At 73.2% G+C, this 20423-nt stretch carries 19 protein-coding genes; 9 read left to right on the plus strand and 10 right to left on the minus strand.

Annotated features, from left to right (window positions below; genetic code table 11):
- Positions 1 to 130: 130 nt before the first annotated feature.
- The 4 genes from KBX43_RS32120 to KBX43_RS18315 all read left to right on the plus strand — a co-directional run bounded on the left by KBX43_RS32120 (position 131) and on the right by KBX43_RS18315 (position 4387).
- Positions 131 to 763 carry a septal ring lytic transglycosylase RlpA family protein gene (locus KBX43_RS32120; RefSeq protein ID WP_069089158.1) on the plus strand — a complete coding sequence of 211 codons (633 nt, stop codon included), beginning with the start codon at positions 131 to 133 and terminating at the stop codon, positions 761 to 763.
- A 68-nt stretch (positions 764 to 831) separates the two neighbouring features.
- Complete coding sequence (locus tag KBX43_RS18305; RefSeq protein WP_043327596.1) at positions 832 to 1959, plus strand: PP2C family protein-serine/threonine phosphatase; 1128 nt, start codon at positions 832 to 834, stop codon at positions 1957 to 1959.
- A gap of 116 nt (positions 1960 to 2075) precedes the next feature.
- Entirely contained in the window at positions 2076 to 3932 is a 1857-nt protein-coding gene (locus KBX43_RS18310) for an acyl-CoA dehydrogenase (RefSeq protein ID WP_210885856.1), read from the plus strand.
- A 185-nt stretch (positions 3933 to 4117) separates the two neighbouring features.
- Positions 4118 to 4387 carry a DUF6458 family protein gene (locus KBX43_RS18315; RefSeq protein WP_013283345.1) on the plus strand — a complete coding sequence of 90 codons (270 nt, stop codon included), beginning with the start codon at positions 4118 to 4120 and terminating at the stop codon, positions 4385 to 4387.
- A 9-nt stretch (positions 4388 to 4396) separates the two neighbouring features.
- Here KBX43_RS18315 and KBX43_RS18320 read toward each other — a convergent pair whose 3' ends face one another.
- Positions 4397 to 5263 (minus strand): aldo/keto reductase family oxidoreductase, encoded by an 867-nt coding sequence (locus KBX43_RS18320; RefSeq protein ID WP_210885859.1) that lies wholly within the window; start codon positions 5261 to 5263, stop codon positions 4397 to 4399.
- Positions 5264 to 5391: 128 nt separating this feature from the next.
- Here KBX43_RS18320 and KBX43_RS18325 point away from each other — a divergent pair, with 128 nt between their 5' ends.
- Entirely contained in the window at positions 5392 to 5802 is a 411-nt protein-coding gene (locus tag KBX43_RS18325; RefSeq protein WP_043327593.1) for a helix-turn-helix domain-containing protein, read from the plus strand.
- Between the two features lie 3 nt (positions 5803 to 5805).
- Here the strand turns inward: KBX43_RS18325 and KBX43_RS18330 are convergent, their stop codons facing one another.
- Complete coding sequence (locus KBX43_RS18330) at positions 5806 to 6342, minus strand: histidine phosphatase family protein (RefSeq protein ID WP_043327592.1); 537 nt, start codon at positions 6340 to 6342, stop codon at positions 5806 to 5808.
- A gap of 117 nt (positions 6343 to 6459) precedes the next feature.
- Between KBX43_RS18330 and KBX43_RS18335 the strand changes: the two genes are divergently transcribed.
- Positions 6460 to 6750: a DUF6458 family protein gene (locus KBX43_RS18335; RefSeq protein WP_030500523.1), complete on the plus strand. Its 291-nt coding sequence runs from the start codon at positions 6460 to 6462 to the stop codon at positions 6748 to 6750.
- Positions 6751 to 6820: 70 nt separating this feature from the next.
- Here the strand turns inward: KBX43_RS18335 and KBX43_RS18340 are convergent, their stop codons facing one another.
- A complete protein-coding gene (locus KBX43_RS18340; RefSeq protein WP_030500524.1) occupies positions 6821 to 7498 on the minus strand; it encodes a hemolysin III family protein in 678 nt (225 codons plus the stop codon).
- A 76-nt stretch (positions 7499 to 7574) separates the two neighbouring features.
- Between KBX43_RS18340 and KBX43_RS18345 the strand changes: the two genes are divergently transcribed.
- The 3 genes from KBX43_RS18345 to KBX43_RS18355 are packed head-to-tail and all read left to right on the plus strand — an operon-like array spanning position 7575 to position 9782.
- Positions 7575 to 8189, plus strand: coding sequence for an allophanate hydrolase subunit 1 (locus KBX43_RS18345; RefSeq protein WP_210885875.1), 615 nt, complete (start codon positions 7575 to 7577; stop codon positions 8187 to 8189).
- The gene (locus tag KBX43_RS18350; protein ID WP_210885891.1) at positions 8186 to 9049 is read left to right on the plus strand and encodes a biotin-dependent carboxyltransferase family protein; all 864 of its coding nucleotides are present in this window, start codon (positions 8186 to 8188) and stop codon (positions 9047 to 9049) included. The genes KBX43_RS18345 and KBX43_RS18350 overlap by 4 nt, the downstream gene beginning before the upstream one ends.
- Positions 9033 to 9782: a LamB/YcsF family protein gene (locus tag KBX43_RS18355; protein ID WP_043327589.1), complete on the plus strand. Its 750-nt coding sequence runs from the start codon at positions 9033 to 9035 to the stop codon at positions 9780 to 9782. The genes KBX43_RS18350 and KBX43_RS18355 overlap by 17 nt, the downstream gene beginning before the upstream one ends.
- Before the next feature lie 60 nt (positions 9783 to 9842).
- Here KBX43_RS18355 and KBX43_RS18360 read toward each other — a convergent pair whose 3' ends face one another.
- From KBX43_RS18360 to KBX43_RS18390, 7 genes are all read right to left on the minus strand, one after another.
- Complete coding sequence (locus tag KBX43_RS18360; RefSeq protein ID WP_210885894.1) at positions 9843 to 11675, minus strand: NHL domain-containing thioredoxin family protein; 1833 nt, start codon at positions 11673 to 11675, stop codon at positions 9843 to 9845.
- Positions 11676 to 11793: 118 nt separating this feature from the next.
- On the minus strand, positions 11794 to 14571 hold the full coding sequence (locus tag KBX43_RS18365) for a hypothetical protein (protein ID WP_210885896.1): 2778 nt from the start codon (positions 14569 to 14571) through the stop codon (positions 11794 to 11796).
- 347 nt (positions 14572 to 14918) lie between these two features.
- Positions 14919 to 15056 carry a hypothetical protein gene (locus KBX43_RS18370; protein ID WP_013283356.1) on the minus strand — a complete coding sequence of 46 codons (138 nt, stop codon included), beginning with the start codon at positions 15054 to 15056 and terminating at the stop codon, positions 14919 to 14921.
- Positions 15057 to 15280: 224 nt separating this feature from the next.
- Positions 15281 to 16738: a dihydrolipoamide acetyltransferase family protein gene (locus KBX43_RS18375; protein ID WP_043330772.1), complete on the minus strand. Its 1458-nt coding sequence runs from the start codon at positions 16736 to 16738 to the stop codon at positions 15281 to 15283.
- 5 nt (positions 16739 to 16743) lie between these two features.
- On the minus strand, positions 16744 to 17733 hold the full coding sequence (locus KBX43_RS18380; RefSeq protein WP_030269708.1) for an alpha-ketoacid dehydrogenase subunit beta: 990 nt from the start codon (positions 17731 to 17733) through the stop codon (positions 16744 to 16746).
- Positions 17733 to 18911, minus strand: a complete 1179-nt coding sequence (gene pdhA, locus KBX43_RS18385) for a pyruvate dehydrogenase (acetyl-transferring) E1 component subunit alpha (protein ID WP_187694576.1) — start codon at positions 18909 to 18911, stop codon at positions 17733 to 17735. Before pdhA ends, KBX43_RS18380 begins: the two co-directional genes overlap by 1 nt.
- A 613-nt stretch (positions 18912 to 19524) precedes the next feature.
- Positions 19525 to 19974: a hypothetical protein gene (locus KBX43_RS18390; RefSeq protein WP_247677510.1), complete on the minus strand. Its 450-nt coding sequence runs from the start codon at positions 19972 to 19974 to the stop codon at positions 19525 to 19527.
- Between the last annotated feature and the right edge of the window lie 449 nt (positions 19975 to 20423).

Consider the following 20423-nt stretch of genomic DNA (forward strand, 5'->3'; position numbering starts at 1 on the left):
CGAGCGTGGCGTGATCGGCTACACGTACCGGGGTAAATACGGGCATAGCACCATGATCACGTTGACTTCGGAAGTGCTTCTCTCGCTACGGTCCGGGCCGGTTTGTTCAGTTGACGAAAGGACCGGGCCGGTGGCTGCTAGGCACCTTCGTACCCGCAAGTTCTCCTCGCCCGCCGCCATCGCCGCGACCGCGGCGGTCGGCGTGGCGCTCGCGGTCGGCGGTACCGTCGGCGCCGTGCGGCTCACCTCCGCCGAGCCGCCCGCCGAGCCGGTCGCGGTCGCGACGCTGCCCAGCACGCCCGCCCCCACCTCGGCGGCCCCCTCGCCGAGCGCCTCGGCCTCGCCGAGCGCGAGCCTCAGCCCGTCGCCGAAGGCCACCGCGAGCCCGAAGTCGAGCCGGACCCAGGCGGCCTCCCGGAGCAAGGCCCGGACCGCCTCCCCGTCGCCGACGGCGAAGAAGACCAGCAGCCCGAAGGTCGTGGACAGCGGCTCCTGCGGCGCGTCCTTCTACGCCGAGGGTCAGATGACCGCGAACGGCGAGTCGTTCAACCCGAACGCGCTGACCGCCGCGCACAAGACGCTGCCGTTCAACACGAAGGTCCGGGTCACCAACCCGGACAACGGCAAGTCGGTGGTGGTGCGGATCAACGACCGGGGCCCGTTCATCGAGGGCCGGTGCCTGGACCTGTCCCGCGCCGCGTTCGCGTCCATCGCCGCCACCGGTCTCGGGCACATCCAGGTCCGGTACGAGGTCCTCGGCTGACCGTCCACTCGGCCAGAACTTCCACGGCCGACGGGCCAGGTTCATTCTCCCGTTCACGTCCATCAGGCATGCTGTCCGATGTACGCACGCAACCCTTCCAGCCGGGCCGTCGCCCGCTGAGCCCCGGATCCCGCGCCGGCCTCGGCGCGGCCCTCGGGCTGCTCGCGATCGTCGCCGCGGCGGAACTGGCCGACGGCCGTCCGGCGCACTACCTCGCGCTGATGGTCATCGCGCCGTTCCTGGCGGCGGCGCTGGCCTCCTGGCGGGTGGTGCTCGCGATGGGCGGGCTGGCCACCGCCGTCGGTGTCGCCTTCGCCCTCGCCGAGCGGGGCACCACGCTGGTGACCGCCGTGAACGTGACAGCCATCGCGGTGGGGACTGTCGTCGCCGCGGCCACGGCGGCGGTACGCCAGCGGCAGGTGGACCGGATCGCGGAGCTGTCCCGGCTCGCCTCGGTGGCCCAGCAGGCGGTGCTGCGCCCGCTCGGACCGCAGGTCGGCACGCTCGCGGTGGCCGCCCGGTACATCTCCTCGACCGCTACCGCCGAGATCGGCGGCGACCTGTACGAGGCGATGGACACCCCGTACGGCGTCCGCATGATCATCGGTGACGTCCGGGGCAAGGGGCTGGACGCGGTCCGCCTGGCCAGCATCGTGCTCGGCTCCTACCGGCACGTCGCCTACGAGCGGGCCGACCTGCGCGCGGTGGTGACCGACCTGGACCGCGCGGTGGCCCGCAACGTCGGCGACGAGGACTTCGTCACCGCGGCGCTGGTCGAGGAGCGCGGCGGCACGCTCACGATCGTCAACTGCGGGCACCCGCCGCCGTTGCTGCTGCGCCGGGGCGCGGTGATCCCACTGGAGCCGCCCGCGCCCGCGCCGCCGCTCGGCTTCATGCCGGTGGTGCGGCCGCGCGTGGAGCGGCTGGAGCCGGGCGACCGGCTGCTGCTGTTCACCGACGGGCTTGGCGAGGCGCGCCGGGACGGCGAGTTCTTCCCCACCGCCGACCGGGCCTGGCGGCTGCTCGGCCACGGCACCGTCGCCGACGGGCTGGCCTCGCTGGAGACCGCCCTGGTCGAGTGGGTGCACGGCCGGCTCGACGACGACATCGCGCTGGTCCTGATGGAGTACGCCGGCCCGTACAGCGCCACCGCGACGCCGGTGCCGAGCTGGGAGGTCGGCGCCGCCGACGGATGAACGGGAAGTGTGTAATCGCTGTCACTTCCGAGATCCGCTTGTCGTTGCCTACCGGTGAGTAATACAGTCTGGAGTTACTGATCGGTAACACCTGTCCGGAAGCGGGGCCAGCGAGCATGACCCACTACAAGAGCAACGTGCGGGACCTCGAGTTCAACCTGTTCGAGGTATTCGGGGCGGACCGTACGCTCGGCCAGGCCCCGTTCACGGACCTGGACGTCGACACCGCCCGCAGCTTCCTCGGCGAGGTCGACCGTCTCGCCCGCGAGGACCTGGCTGCCAGCTACACGGACAGCGACCGCAACCCGCCGGTCTTCGACCCGGCGACGTTCACCGCGCCGCTGCCGGAGTCGTTCAAGAAGTCGTACAAGGCGTTCATGGACTCCGAGTTCTGGCGCCTCGACCTGCCGGAGTCCCTGGGCGGCACCAACGCCCCGCGTGCCCTCTGGTGGTCGCTCGCCGAGCTGGTGCTCGGCGCCAACGCCCCGATCTGGATGTACGCCTCCGGCCCGTCCTTCGCCCACGTGCTGCACGTCGAGGGCACCGAGGAGCAGAAGAAGTGGGCCCGGCTGTTCATCGACAAGCAGTGGGGCTCGACCATGGTCCTCACCGAGCCGGACGCCGGCTCGGACGTGGGCGCCGGCCGTACCCGCGCGATCCAGCAGCCGGACGGCTCGTGGCACATCGAGGGCGTGAAGCGCTTCATCACCTCCGGTGAGCACGACCTGAGCGACAACATCGTCCACTACGTGCTGGCCCGCCCGGTCGGCGTCGAGGGCGTCGGTGGCCCGGGCACCAAGGGCCTGTCGCTGTTCGTCGTGCCGAAGTACCACTTCGACGCCGAGACCGGCGAGCTGGGCGAGCGCAACGGCGTCTACGCCACCAACGTCGAGCACAAGATGGGCCTGAAGGTCTCGAACACCTGCGAGGTGACCTTCGGCGAGCACGGCGTGCCGGCCAAGGGCTGGCTGCTGGGTGAGAAGCACGACGGCATCCGCCAGATGTTCATGATCATCGAGTACGCCCGGATGCTGGTCGGCACCAAGGCGATCGCCACGCTCTCCACCGGCTACCTGAACGCGCTGGAGTACGCCAAGAACCGGGTGCAGGGCGCCGACCTCACCCAGATGGCCGACAAGACCGCGCCGCGGGTGACCATCACCAACCACCCGGACGTGCGCCGCTCGCTGCTGCTGCAGAAGTCGTACGCCGAGGGCCTGCGCGCGCTCGTCTGCTACACCGCGACCTGGCAGGATAAGGTCACGATCGCCGAGGCGGCCGGTGACGAGAAGGCCACCAAGCTGGCCAAGCGCGTCAACGACCTGCTCCTGCCGCTGGTCAAGGGCGTCGGTTCGGAGCGGGCGTACGAGCTGCTCGGGCACGAGGCGCTGCAGACCTTCGGCGGCTCCGGCTTCCTCCAGGACTACCCGCTGGAGCAGTACGTCCGGGACGCCAAGATCGACACCCTGTACGAGGGCACCACGGCGATCCAGAGCCTGGACCTGATCTTCCGCAAGATCGTCCGGGACAACGGCAAGGCCCTGATGGCGGTCGCCGCCGAGATCCAGGAGCACATCACCTCCGAGGCCGGCAACGGCCAGCTCAAGGAGGAGCGGCAGGCGCTCGGCAAGGCGCTCGCCGAGATCCAGAACATCCTCGGCGTGATGACCGGCTGGCTGGGCGAGGCCCAGGGTGGCGACACCCGCGCCCTCTACAAGGTCGGCCTGAGCAGCCGCCGGTTCCTGCTCGCGATCGGCGACCTGGTGGTCGGCTGGCTGCTGCAGAAGCAGGCGGACGTGGCGCTGAAGGCGCTGGCCGCCGAGGTCTCCGCGGCCGACAAGTCCTTCTACACCGGCAAGGTCGCCGCCGCCCGGTTCTTCGCCCGCGAGGTGCTGCCCCGCATCGGCGCGGACCGGCGGATCATCGAGGGCACCGACCTGGAGATCATGGACCTCCCGGAGGAGGCTTTCTGAGCCCTTCCGGGGGCTTTCACCCCTGAAGCGTCACTCTCCCCCTCATGACGACGGCCGGCGGGCCCCAGCCCGCCGGCCGTCGTCGTGCGTGCGCCCCGGGCGGATAGGCGGCCCGGTGGCGGGTAACCGTCGCGGACCACGACCGGAGTACGCCCAAGGCCATCGCACGGGGGAGTGCAGCGCACATGGGCATTGGTAGCGCCATCTTTCTCATCGCGCTCGGCGCGATCATGACCTTCGCCATCCGGGCCAACGTCTGGTGGATCGACCTGCGCGCGGTCGGCTGGGTCTTCATCCTGGCCGGGCTGGGCGTCCTGCTGACCACGCTGTGGTTCTGGCAGGACCGCCGCAAGCGGGCCCGCACGCTCATCGTGGAGGAGAACCGGCTCTCGCATCCGACCGCGATGATGCCGCCGCCGCCCGACCCGCCGCCGCCGACGGCGCCGCCGTCCTGACGCCGCGTCTCAGCTGCCGATCCGGTCCAGCTCGGCGAGATCCTCGCCGGAGAGGGCCAGCCCGGCGCCCGCGACGTTCTCGCGCAGGTGCGCGACGGACTTCGTGCCGGGGATCAGCAGGATGTTCGGGGAACGGCGCAGCAGCCAGGCCAGGGCGACGCCCATCGGTGTCGCCCCGAGGCGCGCGGCCACTGCCGACAGCGCCGAGGACTGCAGCGGGGTGAAGCCGCCGAGCGGGAAGTACGGCACGTAGGCGACGCCCTGCCGGGCCAGCTCGTCGATCAGGTCCTCGTCTGCGCGGTGCGCCAGGTTGTAGTGGTTCTGCACGCAGACGATGGGCGTGATGGCCTGTGCCTCGGTGACCTGTGCCGGCGTCACGTTGCTCAGGCCGAGGTGGCGGATCAGGCCCTCCCGCTGGAGCGCGACGAGCGTCTCCAGCGGCTCGGCGAGCGAGCCGGGCTGCGGGCCCGTGGCGTCGCCGAGCCGCAGGTTGACCAGATCGAGCCTCTCCAGGCCGAGCGTCTCCAGGTTCTCCCGGACCTGCCGGCGCAGGCTGCGCGGGTCGCGCGCGGTGGGCCAGCCGCCCTGCTCGTCCCGGTCCGCGCCGACCTTGGTGACGACGTGCAGCGACTCCGGGTACGGGTGCAGCGCCTCCCGGATCAGCCGGTTGGTGACGTACGGCCCGTACGCCGCGCTGGTGTCGATGTGGGTGATGCCGAGCGCGACCGCCTCGCGCAGCACCGCGAGGGCGCCCTCGTGGTCCGCCGGTGGTCCCATGACCCACTGGCCGGCGAGCTGCATCGCGCCGTAGCCGAACCGGGTCACGGTCAGGTCGCCCAGCGTCCAGGTGCCGCCGGGAAGGGTGGTGGGGGCCATGCGTGTACCTCTCGTCGTTACGCGACGCCGCCGGGTCGCGGCGGCCGCCCTCCACTATCGGGGTGTTACTTTCTCGTGGGAAGTAGGCACCTGAAAGTGCGTAGCTCACCGGGCGGCAGGAGCAGAAGATGAGCAAGGCCGAGTACGACGCGTTCCTGGCCGGGTGCCCCAGCCGGCAACTGCTCGACCGGATCACCGACAAGTGGGTCGCACTCGTGCTGGCCGCGCTGCGCAGCGACGGCTCGCACCGGTTCGGGGCGGACTGCGCGGGCGACCCACGACCGAGGCGATACTCCGAGCTGTTCCGCACGCTGCCCGGGGTCAGCCAGAAGATGCTCACCCAGACGCTGCGCGCCCTGGAGCGCGACGGTCTGATCACCCGCACCGTCGAGCCGACAGTGCCGGTGACGGTCACCTACGAGATGACCGACCTCGGTTTCTCCCTGCACGAGATGATCCGCGGCCTGAAGTCCTGGGCGGAGGCGCACATGGACGACGTGCTCGCCAACCGGGCCGCGTACGACACCCGCGTCGGGTGAGCATCAGGCGCGGGCGGTGTGGCGGCCGGTGATCGGCGCGGTTCCCGGCCCGAGGTCGGCCCAGCGGGTCGTCGGCCGGTGCACCACAAGGTCACTGGTCCGCAGCCCGTCCGGGTCGGCCCGCTGCGGGTCGAGCAGCGCCGACAACAGTGAGATCCCCGGATTGTGGGCGACCAGGAGCACGGTGCCGGCGGTCGGCTCGACGGTCCACAGCAGCTCCAGCAGCTGATCCGGAAGCGCGTCGTACGCGCTCGCCTCGTACCGCACCGCGGGCGCCGAGCCCGCCGGACCGCTCTCCGTCGGCGAACCGCTCATGCCCATCGCCGCGTCGTGCCAGGTCTGCCGGGTACGCCGGGCGGGCGAGCAGAGCACCACGTCGGGGAGCAGCCCGTGCCGGGCCAGCCAGGCCCCGGCGGTGGCCGCGTCGGCGTGCCCCCGCGCGGTGAGTGACCGCTCCACGTCCGGGAGGTCCCCGGACGGCTCGGCCTTGGCGTGCCGCAGCAGCACCAGCGTCCGCTGCCCGTTCCTGCCGTCCGTCATACCGCCCAGCTTGCCTGATTGACGATCAAAGCGCCTGGGTATGTCGATGTGTGCCGCTACCTCATCCATGGCCGCGGCGGGCAGGAAACGCCAGCAGGACGCCAAGGAGGCGACGTCATGGGCATCGGTGCCAGCATCTTTCTCATCGCGCTCGGCGCGATCTTCGCGTTCGCCGTCGACGCCAATCTGGGATGGCTGAACCTCAACGTGGTGGGCTGGGTGCTCATGCTCGCCGGCGTCGCCGGCCTGCTCACCACGCTCTACTTCTGGAACAGCCGCCGCCGGGTCGTGGCGGCGCCGGTGCGTGAGCGGGTCGTCGCCGAGCCGGTCGCACCGGTGCGGGAGGACCGCGTCGTACGCGAGGAGTACCGCGAGGTGCGTGGTCCGGGCTCGGGTTACCCGGCCTGATCCCGTACCCCCGAACCCGAGGGCCCCGCAACGGCGCGGGGCCCTCGCGCGTGTCCGGGGCCGGCTCGGCTCAGGCGAACAGGGCGAAGTAGATCGCGATGTGGTGGCAGATCGCCGCGACGAGCGTGCAGGCGTGGAAGAACTCGTGGTGGCCGAAGACCGTGGGCCACGGGTTCGGGCGGCGCAGCGCGTAGAACACCGCGCCCACGCTGTAGATCGCGCCGCCCACCGCCAGCAGCACCAGCGCGGTGACGCCGCCGGAGTGCAGGATCTGCGGCAGCATGGCCACCGCTACCCAGCCGAGCGCGAGATAGAGCGGGGCGGAGACCCAGCGCGGCGCGTGCGGCCAGATCAGCTTCACCGCCACGCCCGCGATCGCGCCGCCCCAGACCAGGCTCAGCATGATCGTGGCCTGCCGGGTGTCCAGCAGCAGCGCGCAGAACGGCGTGTAGGTGCCGGCGATGAACACGAAGATCATCGAGTGGTCCATCCGGCGCATGATCTGGTAGCCGCGTTCGGACCAGACCCGCCGGTGGTAGAGCGCGCTGGTGCCGAACAGCCCGCACACGGTGAAGCTGTAGATCAGGCAGCTCACCAGCGGCGCCCAGCCGGGACGGCCGGCGGCGATCGAACAGAGCACGATGCCGCAGACGAGAGCGGCGAAGAACGCGTATGCGTGCAGCCAGCCGCGCATGCGCGGCTTCCCGATGTCGGCCGGCCGGAGCCGGAACGGTGCGGATGTGGTCACGTCAACAGGTTACGACAGCGTAGGTTACTTGCAAGTAGTGTGGACCGTCACGTCAGCCGACGGGAGGATGACCGGGATGCGGATCCGGCCGGTCGGGACCCACGCCCTGCTGCTCGACTGCGACGACCCCGAGCAGGTCGAGGCATGGCGGGCCGAACTGTGGCACCGGCGCGCGAACGGCGAGCTGACCGCCACCGAGATCGTCCCGGGCGCGGTCACCGTACTGCTCGACGGCGTACCGGACCCGTCTGCCGCCGCCGACCGGATCGCCGGCTGGCGGCCCCGGACCGGCGGCCCCGGCGCGACCACCGCCGAGGTCCGGGTGCCAGTCGTGTACGACGGCGAGGACCTGCCGCGCGTCGCCGCCCACTGGGACACCGACGTGCCCGCCGTGATCGACCGGCTGCGGCGTACCGAGTTCCGGGTCGCGTTCTGCGGATTCGCGCCCGGGTTCGCGTACCTGACCGGGCTGCCGCCCGAGCTGGCAGTGCCCCGGCTCGCCACACCGCGTACCCGGGTGCCGGCCGGCTCGGTCGCGCTCGCCGGCCCGTACGCGGGCATCTACCCCGCCGCGTCACCCGGCGGCTGGCTGCTGGTCGGCCGGACCGACCTGCCGCTGTTCGACGTGCGCGCCGACCCGCCGGCCCGGCTCACCCCCGGCACCCGGGTCCGGCTGGTCGACACGCCGTGATCGAGGTACTGCGGGCCGGGGCGCTCACCACCGTGCAGGACCAGGGCCGACCGGGGTGGGCGCACCTCGGCGTACCCCGCTCCGGCGCGCTCGACCCGGCCGCCCTGCGCCTGGCCAACCGCCTCGTCGGCAACCACGAGCACGCCGCCGGGCTGGAGATCACCATGACCGGCTGCGTGCTGCGCTTCACCCGGGCCGTCGCGCTCGCGCTCACCGGCGCCCCGGCCGACGTGGCCGTCGAGTGGCCGGCCGGGGACACCCGGCCGGGGGACGTGGGACTGCCGCTCGCACTACCGGCGGGCGCGGTGCTGCGCGTCGGACCGGCCCGGGCCGGCGTACGCACCTGGCTGGCGGTCAGCGGCGGAATCACCGTCGAACCGGTGCTCGGCAGCCGATCCACCGACACGCTCTCCGGGCTCGGGCCGCCTCCGCTGCGCGACGGAGACCGGCTGCCGCTCGGCACCCCGGACCGGCCGCCGCCCCCGGTCGACCTCGCCGTCCCGCCGCCGGTCCCGGACGCGCTGCGACTGACCGTGCGCCCCGGCCCCCGGCAGGACTGGTTCACCCCGCAGGCGCTGGACCTGCTGTGCGGCACCGCGTACACGGTGAGCCCGGACAGCAACCGGGTCGGCGCGCGGCTGGCCGGCGCGGCGCTGCCCCGCGCGGTCGCCGGCGAACTGCCCAGCGAGGGCCTGGTGCTCGGCGCGGTGCAGGTCCCGCCGGACGGCCAGCCGCTGGTCTTCCTGGCCGACCACCCCACCACCGGCGGTTACCCGGTCGTCGGAGTGGTGGACGACGTGACAGCGCTCGCCCAGGCTCGGCCAGGCACTACGGTGACGTTCCATGGACCTCAACGCTGACCTGGGCGAGGGATTCGGAAGCTGGCGGCTCGGCGACGACCACGCGCTGCTCGACCTGATCAGCTCCGCGAACGTCGCCTGCGGCTTCCACGCCGGCGACGCGGCCACCATGCACCAGGTCTGCGCCGCCGCCGCCGAACGCGGCGTCGCGGTCGGCGCGCAGGTCGGCTACCGGGACCTCGCCGGCTTCGGTCGGCGGCACATCGCGTACGACTTCGCCGAGCTGCGCGACGAGACGATCTACCAGCTCGGCGCGCTCGACGCCTTCTGCCGGCTGTACCGCACCCGGGTCCGCTACCTCAAACCGCACGGCGCGCTCTACCACGCGGCGGCCCGCGACGAGGCCCAGGCCGCCGCGCTGGTGGCCGCGATCAGCGGGTACGACCACGAGCTACCGGTGCTCTGCCAGCCCGGCAGCGTGCTCGCGCAGCTCGCCACCGGCGCCGGCCTGCGGGTGGTGGCCGAGGGGTTCGCCGACCGCAACTACCTCCCGAACGGCACGCTGGTGCCGCGCAGCTCCCCCGACGCGCTGGTGACCGACCCGGAGCAGGTGGCCGTCCGGGCGGTACGGATGGCCGTCGAGCAGACGCTCGTCGCCGTCGACGGGACGGTGATCGCCTGCCCGGTCGAGTCGATCTGCCTGCACGGGGACACGCCCGGCGCGGTGCGGTGCGCGGAGCTGGTCCGCGCCGCGCTCATCGACGCGGGGGTCACGCTCACTCCGTTCGCGTGAAAGGAAGGGCCCCTTCTTAACGCCTCCGGTAGAGGAAGGGCCCCTTCTTAACACGCGCTGTCAGGCGTCCATGCCACGCAGCACCAGCGGCACGCGGGTCGCGCCGCCGGTGACCACCCGGACCGGCACGCCCCAGTCCTGCCGCGTCAGGTGACAGGCCGCGTGCTCCACGTCGGCGTCGCAGGTCGCCGCCTGGGCGGTCACCTGCAGCACCCCCTGCGTCACGTCGCCGCTGACCACCAGCTTGCGGGACAGGTCGGTGGTGGTGCCCGCGCCCTCGACCAGCAACTCCGGCGGGGACGCCGAGACCACCAGCCGGGTCGACGGCCCGTACGTCTCGTCGAGCTTCTGCCCCGGCGCCGGCGTGAAGATCACGTCCAAGGTCAGCTCCCCGGCCGCCACGTCGGTCGGCTTGCGCTCCAGCCGGTGCCGGGGGCCGTCCACCGTGTTCGCCCCGGCCGACGTCAGCGCGCCCGGCGCCAGCCGGGTCAGGCGGTGCGCGGCCGACTCGACCACGAGCACGTCGCCCTCGCCGGTCAGCACCAGGTCGCTCGGCTCGGCCAGCCCGTCCGCCACGGTGCCCACCTGGCCGGTCTCCGGGTCGAAGCGGCGCACCGCCCCGTTGTACGTGTCGGCGATCAGCACCGAACCGTCGGGCAGCGCGCACACGCCCAGCGGGTGCTGGAGCAACGCCTGGTCGGCCGGGCCGTCGACGTGCCCGAAGTCGAACAGGCCCTGACCGACTGCGGTGTGCATCACGCCGCCTTCGACCCACCGGATCGCGCTGGTCTCGCTGTCGGCCACCCAGAGCCGTGTCCCGTCGACGGAGACGGACAACCCGGACGGCTGGGCCATCCACACGTCCGGCAGCGGGCCGTCGCGCAGCGCCTCGACTGTGGTCCCGGCGTACATGCCGGCGGTCCGCTTGATCGGGTCGAACCACCAGAGCTGGTGGATGCCGGCCATGGCGACGATCACCCGATCGCCGTACCAGGCCACGTCCCACGGGGACGACAGGTCGACGGCGCGGGCGTCGTGCGCGTGGTCGTCGACGGTCGAGCGCCACTGCCGCCCGGTGCCCGCGATCGTGACCACCTCGCCGGACGACAGCCGTACGCCGCGCAGCAGGTGGTTGACGGTGTCCGCGACGACCACGTCGTAACCGGCGACCTCGGCCACGTGCGGCGGCAGCAGGCAGAGCCCCTGCGGCTCGGCGAACGTGGCGGCGGAGGCCGGGCCGTCCGTACGGCCCCGGGAACCGGCGCCGATGCGGCGCGCCACCGTCTCGCCGTCGGCGGCCAGCTCGACCAGTGAGTGCCGGGCCGAGTCGCTGACCAGCAGGTTCCCGCCGTCGAGCGGCAGCGCCTTGCCGGGGAACCGCAGCACGGTGTCCGGCTCGGCCGGCGGCACGTACGGGCCCTCGCCCCGGTGCAGCGTGCACTTCGCCTCATGGGTGGCGATCAACTCGTCGATCAGCCGCGCCAGCCCTTCGGCGTGCCCCTCGCCGGCCATGGTGGCGACCACGTACCCCTCGGGGTCGACCACGGCCAGGGTCGGCCACGCCTTGGCCGCGTACTGCTGCCACATGTCCATGTCGGCGTCGTCGAGCACCGGGTGGTGCACGCCGTACCGCTCGACGGCCGCGGCCAGCGCCGCCGGGTCCTTCTCGTGCTCGAACTTCGGCGAGTGCACCCCGATCACGACCAGGACGTCGCCGTACTTCTCTTCGAGCGGGCGCAGTTCGTCCAGCACGTGCAGGCAGTTGATGCAGCAGAAGGTCCAAAAGTCCAACAAGACGATCTTGCCGCGCAGGTCGGCCAGCGTGACGGCCTTGCCGCCGGTGTTCAGCCAGGCCCGACCCCGCAGTTCCGGTGCCCGTACGCGCGCGCTCATGCCCCCATCGTGCCGCACCGGCCGGGTGCGCTCGCGGCGAACCCGGGGTGAACAGAGGCACACCGGAACGGCGCGGAGCGCCCACCCGGTGAGGGGTGGACGCTCCGCGTGCGTGTGGTTACTGGCCGGCCGGCTTCAGGCAGAGCACCCGGGTGGTCCCGCCGTTCTCGACGGAGACGGTGGGCTGCGTCAGATCGGCGCACTTGTCCTTGTTGTCCACCTTCGACACCACGCTGAACGCGCCCTGCTCACCGCAGTCGGCGGGAACGGCGGTCTCGCCGGACTGCTTGACGCAGGAACCGACCGCCGGGTCGAAGCCCGCCGGCTTGTCGTCGCCGACCTTGCCGAGCAGCGTGAGCAGACCGAGCGGTACGGCGAGGATGAGCACCGCCGCGATCAGTACGGCGGCGAGCACCCGTCCGTTGCGTACCTTCGGCGGGGGCGCCTCGGTCTGCGGCTCGGCGGCGTCCGGCTTGAACGCGTCGAACCGGCCCTGCTCCGGCTCACCGGACGGCGCGTCCTGCGACCAGGCCGGCGGGGCCTGCTGTGCCGGGAAGGGGCTCGTCTCGCCCGGCCGGCCCTGGCCGGGCACCGCGACGGAGGCGCGCCCACCGGCCGGCGGGCCGAACTGGTCCGGCTGGCCGCCGAACGGCTCGGGCCGGCCGGCCGGGCTGCCGAACGCATCCTGGCGGCCGCCCTGAGGGCCACCGAACGGGTCCTGATGGCCGCCGGGCGGGCCGAACGGGTCCTGGCTGCCACCCGGGGTGCCGTAGGGGCTCTGCGGGCCGTCGAACGGGTCCCGGACCGCGCCGGGCTGCTCGCCGCCCGGGTGCACCCCGTTGGCGGGGCGGGTGTTGGCGGGCGGGTCCATGAAGGACGGCACACCGGCCGGGAACGGCGGCGGCGCGGCCGGCGAGGACGGCGGCACGGCGGCGTACCCGTGCGGCCCGTCGGCGTCCTCGGTCCGGGACTGCGGGCCGGGGAAGCCGTTGTCCGGGCCGAATCCGGAGGGCCCGTCCTGCTCGGGGAAGCCGTGACCGTCCTGCTCGGGCGTGTCCTCGGGCTCCGGGCGGGCGGGCCGGCCGTACACCCGGGGCTGCGGCGCCGGGGTGCCGGTCGGCAGGGGCTGGTCGGACGGCGGGGTGACCCGGCTGGTCACCGGGACCGACGCGCTGGCCGAGACCGGGCCGCCCTCCGGGGAGGTACGCGGGCCGGGCACGGAGGCCGACTGCGACTCGCCCCACGCGCCGTCACCGCGTTCCGGCTCGTACCCCTGGGGTTCGGCCGGCGCGGGCGGCTGGTCGGCGGGCGGCGACGCGGCGAGCGCGGCTCCGGGCACGCGCTGCTGCTGCGCCGGCAGCGGCACCGCGTTGCCGGGCGAGATGCCCGGCGCGGGAGCGGGCTGGTACGCCGGGGCGGAGTCCTCGGAGCGGCCCCACGCCTCGGCGGGCGACCACGGCTCGGCGGCCGGTACGGCCGGGCGGTCGTTCTGGTTGCCGCCCCAGCCGGCGTCGGGCGCCGGTACGGAGACGCTCGCGCGGGCCGCCGGAGTATCGACCGGTGCGGCGGCACCCCAACTGGGCTGTGCCGGCTCCTCGGCCGACCGGCCGCTCTCCTGCTGCTGCGGCACGGACGCGGCACCGCTCCAGGCGCCGGCCTGCTCCTCGGAGTCACGCTGCTGCGGTACGGCGGGGGCGCCCCAGCCACCGGGCTGCCGGCCCTGGTCCGGCTCACCCCAGCCGCCCGGCTGTGCCACCTCGGCGGGGCCGGCGGCGCGGCCCGCGGCCCAGCCGCCGGAGCGGTCCGGGTCGTCGGGGCGGGCGGGCTCGTCCCAGCCCCCCGGCCGGTTCTCGGCCTGCGGGGCGGGCCATCCGCCGTCGTGCTGTCCACCGGTCGGACGCCAGCCGCCCGAGCGGTGGGAGTCGTCCTCGCCAGCGGCGGAGCGGTTGTCCTGATCGGACTGCTCCGGAGTGGACCACGCGTTGTCCGGCCGGGTGACGCCGGGCACGGAGACCGCGGCGGCGGCACGGGCGGGCGGGTCGGCCGGCGGCCAGGTGGCGCCGGTCTGCTGACCCGGGGGCGCCCAAGCCGGCTGGCTCTCACGCGGCGTCCAGCCGCCGGAGCGGCCGGGGTCGTCGGCCGCGGCGGGCTGCTCGTCACGCGGGTTCCAGCCGCCGGAGCGGTTCGGATCCTCCGGCGGCGCGGCGGGGGACCAGCCACCGGCGTGTCCCGGAGCGTCGTCGTGCTGCCCGCCGGTGGGCGCGAAGCCGCCGGAGCGGTGCGGGTCGTCCGGCGGGGCGGGCGTGACCGAGGTCTCGTTCGGCACGGTGGCCGGGGCGGGGACGTAACCGGTGCTGCGGGCGGCCGGGTCGCCGGACGGCGACCGGGCCGGCTGCTCACCGGAGCCCCACCCCTGGCGGTTCTGCTCGGCGGCCCAGGCCGGCGCCGTCGGCTCGACCGGGCTGCCCGGCGGCGTGGCGGCCCACGCGGGCGGCGCCGGGTCGGCGGCGCGGTCCGGGCCGGGCTGCTCCTGAGCGCCCCACACGGGACTGCCCTGGGCGGGACCGGCCCAGGCGGGGGCGCCCTGGTCGGTGCCGCCCCAGGCGGGCTGCTGCCCACGGTCGGCGGGCGGTGGGACCTGGGCGGTGGCCCGGCCGGTCACCGGCTGGCCCGCGGGCGGGGCCCAGGCGGGGGGCTGTTCGTCGTTAGCGGCCCAGGCCGGGGCCGGCTGCGCGGGCCGACCGGCCGGCGGGGGCGGCGCCCAGCCGAGGTCGGGCGCTCCGTTGTACCCGTTGTCCTGCTGCGCCGGCTGATCGCCGTACGGCACCGGTCCGCCGGTGCCCGGCGACACCTCGCCCGGCTCCTGGCCGGGGCGGTGCGGAGCCTCGGACGTCATGGGTGCGCCTCCTCCATCACAGGTCGGCCGCCGATGCCGGTCCGGGGAACCGTCGGCATGGCTGCCGGCGTCGCCGGCGGGTACCGGCCGTGCGGGCTCCCCGCACCGTATCCGGTGGTTGCCCGGAGCCGCCCGGGGGAGCATCGGCCGTCACCGAAAGTCACCGGACGACGTCGATGGGTTTCACTTGCCCGCGTCGGCCCGGAACCACCGGTTGGCGACCGTGCCAACCGTACCGGGCGGTGCGGCGAGGTGGAATCCCGGTGCCGACCGATGCCGATACGCCGAAGACCCGCCCGGTGTCGGGCGGGTCTTCGGACTGGAGGAGGTGAGAAAGGTCTGTGGCGTCAGCTCATGTGACGCTGGGCGATGGCGAGAAGCTCCTCGCGGACCGCGGGCGAGTTCGCGGAACGCAGCGCGTGCTCGATGGCGCGGGCGCGGCGGTTGGCGTCGCGGCGGGTGCGGATTCGCTCGATCATGCTCATCTTGGGTCTCTCCTCCTGGCTATTCGGTTGTCAGCCCCTTGATGTCTCTATTTAAGCGCACCAGGCCGCCCATCGCCATCGATTATTAGGTGAGCTGAACCACGTACCTAAGGATCGTAGGTCAGCCTGCCCTCAGATCCTATGATTCTGTTCCCGAAACGGTTACGGCCGGTGTGCCGGGCGTTCACCCGTGGCACACCGGCCGTGACCGGAGCGGTGGTGCGTCAGGTCCAGGCGAGCAGCGCCGCCTCCGGGTCGGCCAGGAAGTCCCCGATGTCGCGGAGGAACTTCGAGCCCAGCTCACCGTCGATGATGCGGTGGTCGAAGGAGAGGCCGAGCGTGGTCACCAGGCGCGGCTTCACCTTGCCCTTGTGCACCCACGGCTGCTCCCGTACCGCGCCGAAGGCGAGGATCGCCGACTCGCCCGGGGGCAGGATCGGCGTACCGGTGTCGACGCCGAAGACGCCGACGTTGGTGATGGTGAACGTGCCGCCGGACATGTCCGCCGGGGACGTCCTCCCCGACTTCGCGGTCTGCACCAGGTCCGTCATCGCGTCCGCCAGCTCGCGCAGCGAGAGCCGCCCGGCGTCCTTGATGTTCGGCACGATCAGGCCGCGCTCGGTGGCCGCCGCGATGCCGAGGTTGACGTACTCCTTCACCACGATCTCGTCGCCGGCCCAGGTCGAGTTGACCATCGGGTGCCGCTTGACCGCCAGCAGCACCGCCTTGGCGACCAGCAGCAGCGGCGAGACCCGCACGTCGCGCCACTCCCGCCGGTCGCGCAGCCGGTCCAGCGCCTTCATCGCCCGGGTCACGTCGACGGTCAGGAACTCCGTCACGTGCGGGGCGGTGAACGCCGAGCGGGCCATGTTCTCCGCGGTGAGCTTGCGTACCCCCTTGACCGGGATGCGCTGCTCGCGGTCCGCGCCGAAGCTCGCGGCCGACGCGGCCGGCGTCGTGACCGTCAGCGGCTCGGCCGCCGCCGGGGTCGCGGTCGCCGCCCGCTGTACGTCCTCACGGGTGATCGAGCCGAGTGGACCCGAGCCGGTCAGCGTGGCCAGGTCGATGCCGAGATCCTTCGCCAGCTTGCGGACCGGCGGCTTGGCCAGCACCGGACCGGAGACCCGGCCGTTGCCGTTGACCGCCGGGGCGGGAGCGGGCGGGGCGGGCGCGACAGGCGCGGGCGCCACCGGGGCGGCGGCCTGAGCCGGTGCCGGCGCGTCACCCTTGCGCGGGCGGCGCTTGGCCGGGGCGTTGCGCGGGCCGTAGCCGACCAGCACGGCGGTACGCCCACCCGGGGCCACACCACCGATCAGGCCCGGCTCGACCATGCCCTCGGCGGGCGCGACCTGGACCGCGGCGAGCGACGCTGCAGACGGAGCGGGCAGGTCCGACGCGGGGGTAGCGGTCGTCGACTCCTCGATCGGCCCGGCGCCCGGGTCGGTGTCGATCGCGATGATCGGCACGCCGACCTCGACAGTGGACCCCTCCGGGTGGAAGATCGCCTGCACCCGGCCGGCCCACTTCGCCGGGATCTCGACCGCCGCCTTCGCGGTCTCCACCTCGACGATCGGCTGGTTCAGCTCGATGTCGTCGCCGACCTTGACCAGCCAGGCGAGGATCTCGCCCTCGGTCAGGCCCTCGCCCAGGTCGGGAAGGTTGAACTCCTTGATCCGGGACATGCCGCTCACCAGCCGAACGTGCGGTCGACGGCGTCGAGCACCCGGTCCAGGTCGGGCAGGTACTCCTCCTCCACCCGGGCGGCCGGGTAGGGGGTGTCGAAGCCGGTCACCCGCAGCACCGGGGACTCCAGGGAGTAGAAGCACTCCTCGGTGATCCGGGCCGCGATCTCCGACCCGAGACCCAGGTTGCCCGGGGCCTCGTGCACGACCACGCAGCGGCCGGTGCGCCGCACCGACTCGTACGCCGCGGTCAGGTCCAGCGGCGAGATCGTGCGCAGGTCGATGACCTCCAGCTCGCGGCCGTCCTCGGCGGCGGCGGTGGCCGCGTCGAGCGCGGTGCGCACCATCGGGCCGTACGCCAGGACCGTCGCGTCCGTGCCGGGCCGCGCGACCCGGGCCGAGTGCAGGGGGTACGCGTCGGCGATCGGCGCGTCCAGGTCCACCGGACCCTTCTCCCAGTAGCGCCGCTTCGGCTCCAGGAACACGATCGGGTCGTCCGACGCGATCGCCTGCTGAATCATCACGTACGCGTCCTGCGGGTTCGCGCAGCTCACCACCTTGAGACCGGCGGTGTGCGCGAAGTACGCCTCGGGCGACTCGGAGTGGTGCTCGACCGCGCCGATGCCGCCGCCGAACGGGATGCGGATGACCATCGGGATCCGCACCTTGCCCTGCGAGCGGTAGTGCATCTTCGCCACCTGCGACACGATCTGGTCGTACGCGGGGTAGACGAAACCGTCGAACTGGATCTCGCAGACCGGCCGGAAACCGCGGATGGCCAGGCCGACAGCGGTGCCGATGATGCCGGACTCGGCCAGCGGGGTGTCGATGACGCGCTGGTCGCCGAAGTCCTTCTGGAGGCCGTCGGTGATCCGGAACACGCCGCCGAGCTTGCCGACGTCCTCGCCCATGATGACGACCTTCGGGTCGTTCTCCAGGGCCCGCCGCAGGCCGGTGTTCAGTGCCTTGCCGAGGGTGAGCGTCTCCGTGGCCATCAGTGCGCGCTCCCCTCGAAGGACTCCATGTACTGCGTGAACCGGGCCCGCTGCTCGTCCAGCTCGGGAGAGCCGTTGGGGTAGACGTGGTCGAACATGCTCACCGGCTGCGGGTCGGGCATGGCGAGCACACGCTCGCGCAGGTGCACCGACTCGGTGCGGGCCTGCTCGTCGACAGCGGTGAAGAACGACTCGTCGGCGATCTTCTGCTTGGTCAGGAACGCCTTCATCCGGGCGATCGGGTCCTTCGCCTGCCACGCCTCGACCTCGCTGGCGATGCGGTAGCGGGTCGGGTCGTCGGAGGTGGTGTGCGCGCCCATCCGGTAGGTGTACGCCTCGATCAGGCTCGGGCCCTGGCCGTTGCGCGCGTTGTCCAGCGCGTGCCGGGTCACCGCGTACGACGCGAGCACGTCGTTGCCGTCCACCCGGACGCCGGGGAAGCCGAACCCGCCGGCCCGCCGGTACAGCGGCACGCGGGTCTGCCGCTCCAGCGGCTCGGAGATGGCGTACTGGTTGTTCTGGCAGAAGAACACCAGCGGGGCGTTGAAGACGCTGGCCCAGACGAACGACTCGTTGACGTCGCCCTGGCTGGTGGCGCCGTCACCGAAGTAGGCGATGACCGCCTCGCCGTCCTCGCCGCCGGTCTTGCCGTCCATGGCGACACCCATGGCGTACCCGGTCGCGTGCAGGGTCTGCGCCCCGATCACGATCGTGTACATGTTGAACTTGAACTCGTTCGGGTCCCAGCCGCCCTGGTCGACGCCGCGGAACAGGCCCAGCGGCATGATCGGGTCGATGCCGCGGCAGTAGAGCACGCCGTGCTCGCGGTAGGTCGGGAACGCCATGTCCTGCGTACGCAGCGCCCGGCCGGAGCCGACCTGCGCCGCCTCCTGGCCCAGCAGGCTGGCCCACAGTCCCAGCTCGCCCTGGCGCTGCAGCGCGGTGGCCTCGGCGTCCAGCTTGCGGACCAGCACGAGGTCGCGGTAGAGCCCGCGGTACTCCTCGTCGGTGAAGTCGACGCGGTACTCGGTCCCGTCCGGGCCGAGCGCGGTCTCGATGCGCTCACCTTCCGGCGTGAGCAGCTGTACGAGTTCCGGTTCACCGGCCGCGGCGGCGCGCCTGGTGCGGGGTGCGGCCCGCTTGCTGCGGGTGGCGGCCCCGGGGTCGCCCTTTGCCATCCGTCTCTCCCTGTCTGTCTGCGCCGGCGCCGGGGGTTACCCGAGCCGAGCACCTCGTGCGCCCGCCCGGCTGATGCCGGGTCGGTCCCTGGCGACCGCGCCTGACCCCGGTAGGGGTTGCCGCGCGGCGTGAGCCGGAGTCGGTCGGGGACAGACCCAGGCCCGGGAGCGCCGGCGCCGTTCCGCACCAGCCGCGGGGTACGCGGAGGTGGCGGCTGCGTTGCCGTCGTGTCTGAATGATTGCAGAGGAGGTGAGCGGGCCCACAGTATGGCCTCCTTGGTGGGTGAGGTTCCATCGTCTTCATGACGGATAGCCGTCTTTGTCCCCAGTGGCGGGATCGGCTGACGTACAAAATGTGTGTCGACACGCGGTTGCGACTGGTGAACTGAGCGTCACTGGGTCAAGCTTGCGGTGAGCTGTTGCGCGGCATTTGTCCGAATATCCGCGCGTGCTCTCCCGTCCCCGTTCGCGCGTGAGGAGTGTGCCGGTGTCCGAACCAGAGGGTCCCCCCGGCTCACCCTTCCTCGGCCGGCACCGCGCGCTGCCCGCCTCCCCGTACCGCCGGGTCGTCGGCGCCCACCGCGCCCCCGGCGCCGGCGCCCCCAGCCGGGGCTACCTGCTCACAGTGGCGCTGCTCGCCGGCACCGCGTCGATGCCGATCCTCGCCGCCATCAGCACCGGATCGGCGACGGTGGGCAACAGCGCGCTCCCCGACACCAGCACCCCGTTCCTGCCGACACCCTCGATCGGGCCGGTGGTGATCCCGCCGCCCCAGGCGACCCAGCCCGCAGTGCCGTCCACGCCCACCCCCGACGTCACCTCCGTACCCCCGGCCCGGCCGGTGCTCCCGGCCGCGCCGAGCCTGCCCGACGACAGCGACCTCGCCGCCCGCCACCGGTCCCGCCCGGTGGCCGCGCCGCCGCCACCGTCCACGCCGGTCCGGCCCACCCCGGTCCGCCCGCCGCACCCCTCGCCGGTGCCCTCACCGTCGCCGTCGCACCCGCCGTCCGACCCGGGTACGCCGACGCCCGAGCCGAGCCCCAGCCCCGAGCCGTCCGCCACGTCCGTCGAGCCGACGCCCTCGGCAGGTTCGTCCGACCCGTCCGGCCCATCGGGTACGTCCGGTCCCGCTGATCCGTCGGGTCCTGCCGAGCCGTCCGGTTCCGCTGGGCCGTCGGGTCCCGCTGAGCCGTCCGGTCCTGCTGATCCGTCGGGTCCTGCCGATCCGTCCGGTTCTGCTGGGCCGTCGGGTCCTGCCGGGTCGTCCGCCGCGTCCGCTCCTTCCGGCCTGGTCCGCCCATCGGTGTCCCGCACCTCATGATCGACACCACTTCGGCGTGGTGGTGTGGTCCCAGCGGGTCCGATGCAGCCACCTCGCCGAGGTGGTGTGGATCAACAGGGGTCTGGGGGGCGTGCCCTCGTTCCGGGGTGGGGTGGTCGGGGGACGGCAGGCCTCATGATCGACACCGTTACGCCGTGCTGGTGTGGTCCCGGCCGGTCCGATGCAGCCA

Source organism: Micromonospora sp. C41 (assembly GCF_018070485.1).
Lineage (GTDB): Bacteria > Actinomycetota > Actinomycetes > Mycobacteriales > Micromonosporaceae > Micromonospora > Micromonospora chalcea.